This is a genomic window from Streptomyces sp. ICN903, from assembly GCF_022015835.1.
Classification (GTDB): domain Bacteria; phylum Actinomycetota; class Actinomycetes; order Streptomycetales; family Streptomycetaceae; genus Streptomyces; species Streptomyces fenghuangensis.
The window spans coordinates 1-4,310 of the sequence record NZ_JAKMAY010000402.1 but is presented as its reverse complement, the minus strand read 5'-3'; the positions used below and the strand labels follow the sequence as shown (position 1 = coordinate 4,310).

5 protein-coding genes are annotated in these 4,310 nt (G+C 75.5%); 2 read left to right on the top strand and 3 right to left on the bottom strand.

Going from position 1 to position 4,310, the window contains the following annotated elements:
- Positions 1-52: 52 nt before the first annotated feature.
- Entirely contained in the window at positions 53-400 is a 348-nt protein-coding gene (locus tag L7D48_RS26640) for a hypothetical protein (RefSeq protein ID WP_237883310.1), read from the top strand.
- Positions 397-678: a DUF4031 domain-containing protein gene (locus L7D48_RS26635; RefSeq protein WP_237883306.1), complete on the top strand. Its 282-nt coding sequence runs from the start codon at positions 397-399 to the stop codon at positions 676-678. Before L7D48_RS26640 ends, L7D48_RS26635 begins: the two co-directional genes overlap by 4 nt.
- Here the strand turns inward: L7D48_RS26635 and L7D48_RS26630 are convergent.
- From L7D48_RS26630 to L7D48_RS26620, 3 genes are all read right to left on the bottom strand, one after another.
- On the bottom strand, positions 665-2,014 hold the full coding sequence (locus L7D48_RS26630) for a SpoIIE family protein phosphatase (protein WP_237883304.1): 1,350 nt from the start codon (positions 2,012-2,014) through the stop codon (positions 665-667). The genes L7D48_RS26635 and L7D48_RS26630 overlap by 14 nt on opposite strands.
- Complete coding sequence (locus L7D48_RS26625; RefSeq protein WP_237883301.1) at positions 2,011-2,811, bottom strand: alpha/beta fold hydrolase; 801 nt, start codon at positions 2,809-2,811, stop codon at positions 2,011-2,013. Before L7D48_RS26625 ends, L7D48_RS26630 begins: the two co-directional genes overlap by 4 nt.
- Positions 2,812-3,029: 218 nt before the next feature.
- Positions 3,030-4,262 carry a Cmx/CmrA family chloramphenicol efflux MFS transporter gene (locus L7D48_RS26620; RefSeq protein ID WP_237883308.1) on the bottom strand — a complete coding sequence of 411 codons (1,233 nt, stop codon included), beginning with the start codon at positions 4,260-4,262 and terminating at the stop codon, positions 3,030-3,032.
- Between the last annotated feature and the right edge of the window lie 48 nt (positions 4,263-4,310).

Below are 4,310 nucleotides of genomic sequence, written 5' to 3'. Positions count from 1 at the left end.
CGGCTCCCACGAATCCCGTGGATCCGGCCCCCACGGCCCCGACCCCCACGGGCTGGAACGCGCCCTGCACACCGGCCGGGCACTCGTCCTCGCCGACCTCACCGCCTGCGGCATCGCCGAGGCCGAGATCGTCTCGCTGGTCGAGGACGCGGTCTCCCACCGCCGCTGGTGGGTCGAGCAGTGGCCCGAGGGCGTCTCCTTCGTCGCGGGCCTGATCGCCCAGGACGTCCAGGACGCCCTGCTGGACCGCCGGGGCCGCTGGCCGGGCTGCCCGCTGTGCGGCGGTGAGGAGGAGCACGCCCTCGACGTCGAGCCCGAGCTGGGCCCGGACCCGCACTGGGTGTGCGGCCGGACGGCGACGGCGGTGGCGCCCGTCGGGGAGCTGGGAGGCGCCCGGTGACGGTCTACATCGACCCGCCCGAGTGGCCGGGCCACGGGATGCTGTGGTCGCACCTGGTCAGCGACGTCTCCTACGAGGAACTGCACGCGTTCGCCGCCGCCCTCGGCTGCCCGCGCCGCGCCTTCGACCGCGACCACTACGACGTACCCGCCCACCGCTACGAGCGGGCGGTGCGGCTGGGCGCGGTCGAGGTGGGCAGCAAGGAGCTGCTGCGGCGGCTGACCCGGGCGGGCCTGCGGCGGCGCCGGCCCCCGCGCCGGGTGGTCACGGCGACCTGAGCGGCTCCGGCCCGTCGGGCCGGTCGGGTGTGGCCGGTTTCCCCGGGGCCTTACGGGATGCGGGGACGCCGAGGGCCAGTACGGCGGTGTCGTCGTCCACCCCCTCGCCCAGCCCCTCCAGCAGGGCGCCGACGGCGGTGACGGCGTCCGCGGCGCTGGTCGGGGCCAGCCCGGCCGCCAAGTCGAGCAGGGCCTCCTCGCCGTAGCGTCCTCCGTCCCGCTCCTGGTGGCGGCCGTCGGCGTGGACGGTACGGGCCTCGGTCAGCCCGTCGGTGTACAGCAGCAGGGTGTCGCCGGGGGCCAGGCGCACGGTGGTGGCGGCGAAGTGGGCGTCCGGCAGCACCCCGACCAGCTGGCCTCCGGGGGTGTGCAGGTACTCGGCGGTGCCTTCGGCGCGCATCAGCAGGGCCGGGGGGTGGCCACCGCCGGCGAGGGTGATCCCGCAGCCGTGCTCGCCCGGGGTGAGCAGACCGTGGACGACGGTGCAGAAGCGCGGGTCCTCGCCGTGGTTCTCGTGTTCCAGGACGGTGTTGAGGTTGGCCAGCACCCTGAGCGGGTCGGGGTCGGAGGCGCTCGCGGCGCGCAGGGAGTAGCGGGCGAGAGAGGTGACGGCCGCCGCCGCGGCGCCCTTGCCGGACACATCGCCGAGGAAGAACCCCCAGCGCCCGCCGGAGACGGGGAACAGGTCGTAGAAGTCGCCGCCGACCTCGTCGGCCGAGGCGGTGTGGTAGTGCGCGGCCAGCTCGGTGCCGGGGATGTCGGGCAGGGCGGGGGGCAGCAGGCTGCGCTGGAGGGTGGTGGCGAGCTGCTGGACGCGTTCGCGCTCGCGGTCGGCCTCCCGCCGGGCGCGCAGCAGCTCGGTCTCGTACGCGCGGCGGTCGCGGGCCTCGAAGACGGAGATGCGCACCAGTGCCGGCCGCCCCTCGGAGCCCTCCCGCACCGCGGCGGCGACCAGCACCGGCAGCCGGCTGCCGTCGGCGGCCTTCATCTCCAGCGCGATCCCGCCGATGCGGCCCTGCATCCCCAGCAGCGGGGCGAGGTGGGTCTCGTAGTAGATCCTGCCGCCGACGCTGAGCAGCCGGGAGAAGGTCCGGCGGCCGACCAGCTCCTCGCGGCGGTAACCGAGCCAGTCCAGCAGGGTGGCGTTGACCTTGACGATCCGGCCGTCGGTGAGGGTGGAGAGCTGGCCGCACGGGGAATTCTCGTACAGCTCCTCCGGGTCGTCCTCCGGATTCCCGCCGTCCTCCGGTTCCGGCCCGTCCGGCTCCGGCTCCGGCTCCGGCTCCGGTTTCGGGTCCGGGTCCGGGTCCGGTTTCGGGTCAGCGCGGGAGGTCACCGCGCCCTCGCGAAGGAGGCGATGGCCTCGGCCGTCGGACCGGGATTGCTCAGCTGCGGGCAGTGCCCGTGGGCGTCCAGGGTGACCAGGGTGCTGCCGGCGATCTCGTTCCGGACGAACGCGCCCACCTCGCGCGGGGCGAGGGTGTCGTGCGCGCACTCGACCACCAGCGTCGGCACGGTCACCCCGGCCAGGTCCTCGCGGTTGTCGGACAGGAAGGTGGTGCGGGCGAAGACACGGGCCATGCGCGGGTCGGTGCGGCAGAAGCTGTTGGTCAGCTCCTCGCCCAGCTCGGGGCGGTCCGGATTGCCCATGATCACCGGCGCCATCACCGCGGACCAGCCCAGGTAGTTGCTCTCCAGCGACTCCAGCAGCTCCTCGATGTCGGCCCGGCTGAACCCGCCCCGGTAGTCGCCCTCGTCGATGTAGGAGGGGGAGGGGGTGAGCAGGACCAGCCCGGCGAAGCGCTCCGGTTCGCGCAGCACCGCCAGCACCCCGATCATGGCGCTGACCGAGTGCCCCACGAACACCACGTCCCGCAGGTCCAGGGCGCGGCAGATCTCCAGTACGTCCTGCGCGTACCCCTCCAGCGAGGAGTAGCGCTCCTCGTTCCAGGCGGAGGGGTCCGAGCGGCCGGAGCCCACGTGGTCGAAGAGCACCACCCGGAACTCCTCGGCCAGCGCGGGCGCCACCAGGCGCCACAGATTCTGGTCGCAGCCGAATCCGTGCGCCAGCATCACCACCGGCCCGTCCTCCCGGCCGGTGACGGTGACGTTGTTCCTCCTGCGCACGTCCATCTCTCACGTCCTTTCACGCGTGCCCGGCGCGCGGGCCGCCGGAGGGCCGTCTGCCGGAGGGCCGGTCGCGGGCGTTCTGCGGGTGCACCGGCCACCGAGGGTAATCCGGTACCCCGGGCGGGGCGCGTCGGAACGGTCCGGGGCGGGAGGACGGCCCCCGGGGCGGAAGGACGGCCGCGGCGGCAGGTCCGTCCGGGGCCGCGGCGGCCCCGGACGGATCAGCCCGCGGTCTCGGTGACCCGTCCGGGTGCGCCGGCGGCCGCTTCCGCGGGCGAGCCGGCCACCACCCGGGAGGCGGCGGTGCGCCGGTGCCACCGGGAGGCCGCCACCGTCGCGCCGACGGCCGCGGCGGCCAGCAGCGCGCTGACCCAGGAGACGCCGGTGTAGCCCCAGCCGGCGGTGATCACCAGTCCGCCGATCCAGGGGCCGAGGGTGTTGCCGATGTTGAACGCCGAGGTGGTCGTCGCACCCGCCAGGGTGGGCGCGGCGCCCGCCACCTCGAACATCCGGGCGTTGATGGCGGGGGCGGTGAAGAACGAGGTCACCCCCAGCCCCAGCGCCAGCCCGACGGCGGCCACGGGCAGGTGCGCGGTGAGCGCCAGCAGCGCCAGTACGGCGGTGGTGGCGGCCAGACCGGCGTACATGGCGCCGAACAGGTGCGCGTCGCCGACCCGGCCGCCGAGCGCGGCGCCGATCAGCGCGCCCACCCCGTACAGCGCCAGCACGGTCGGCACCCAGCCCTCGCCCAGGCCGGCGGTGTCGGTGAGCAGCGGGGAGAGGTAGGAGAAGAGGCAGAAGGTGGCGGCGGCGTTGAGCGCGGTGATCACCAGGGCCAGCCACACCTGGCCGTCGCGGTAGATCCGCAGCTCGCGGCGGAGCACGGGCCGGTCCGCGCCGGTGGGCGGCTGGGTGGGCGGCACCAGTGCCAGCACCCCGGCGACCGCGACCGCGGCCAGGAGGGCCACCGCCCAGAACGCGGCCCGCCAGCCGGCGTGCTGCCCCAGGAGCGCCCCGGCCGGTACGCCCAGGACGTTGGCGACGCTCAGCCCGCCGATCATCACGGCCATCGCCCTGGCCTTCGCGCCCGCCGGGGCCAGCGACACGGCCACGGCGGCGCCCACCGCCCAGAACCCGGCGCACGCCAGCGCGCTCACCACCCGCGAGGCGAACAGCACCTCGTACGTCGGCGCGAGGGCGCCGGCCACCTGCCCCGCCCCGAAGACGGCCAGCAGCGACACCAGCGTGGTGCGGCGGGGCAGCCGCAGCGTCGCACCGGCCAGCACCGGGGCGCCGACCACCATGCCGATGGCGAAGGCGGACACCAGCAGCCCGGCCTGCGGAATGGTCACCGACATGTCGCGGGCGATCGGCTGGAGCAGCCCGGCGATCATGAACTCCGAGGTGCCGAGCGCGAACACGGACAGCCCCAGGACGTAGACGGCCAGGGGCATGCGGGGCCGCTTCGCGCGGGGCGGAGCGGCCGGGGGCGCGGCGCCGGG

What these genes read in the sequence shown, in the direction of transcription:
- L7D48_RS26625 (WP_237883301.1), bottom strand. Translation starts at nt 2,811, where the DNA reads ATGGACGTGCGCAGGAGGAACAACGTCACCGTCACCGGCCGGGAGGAC.
- L7D48_RS26620 (WP_237883308.1), bottom strand. Translation starts at nt 4,262, where the DNA reads ATGCCCCTGGCCGTCTACGTCCTGGGGCTGTCCGTGTTCGCGCTCGGC.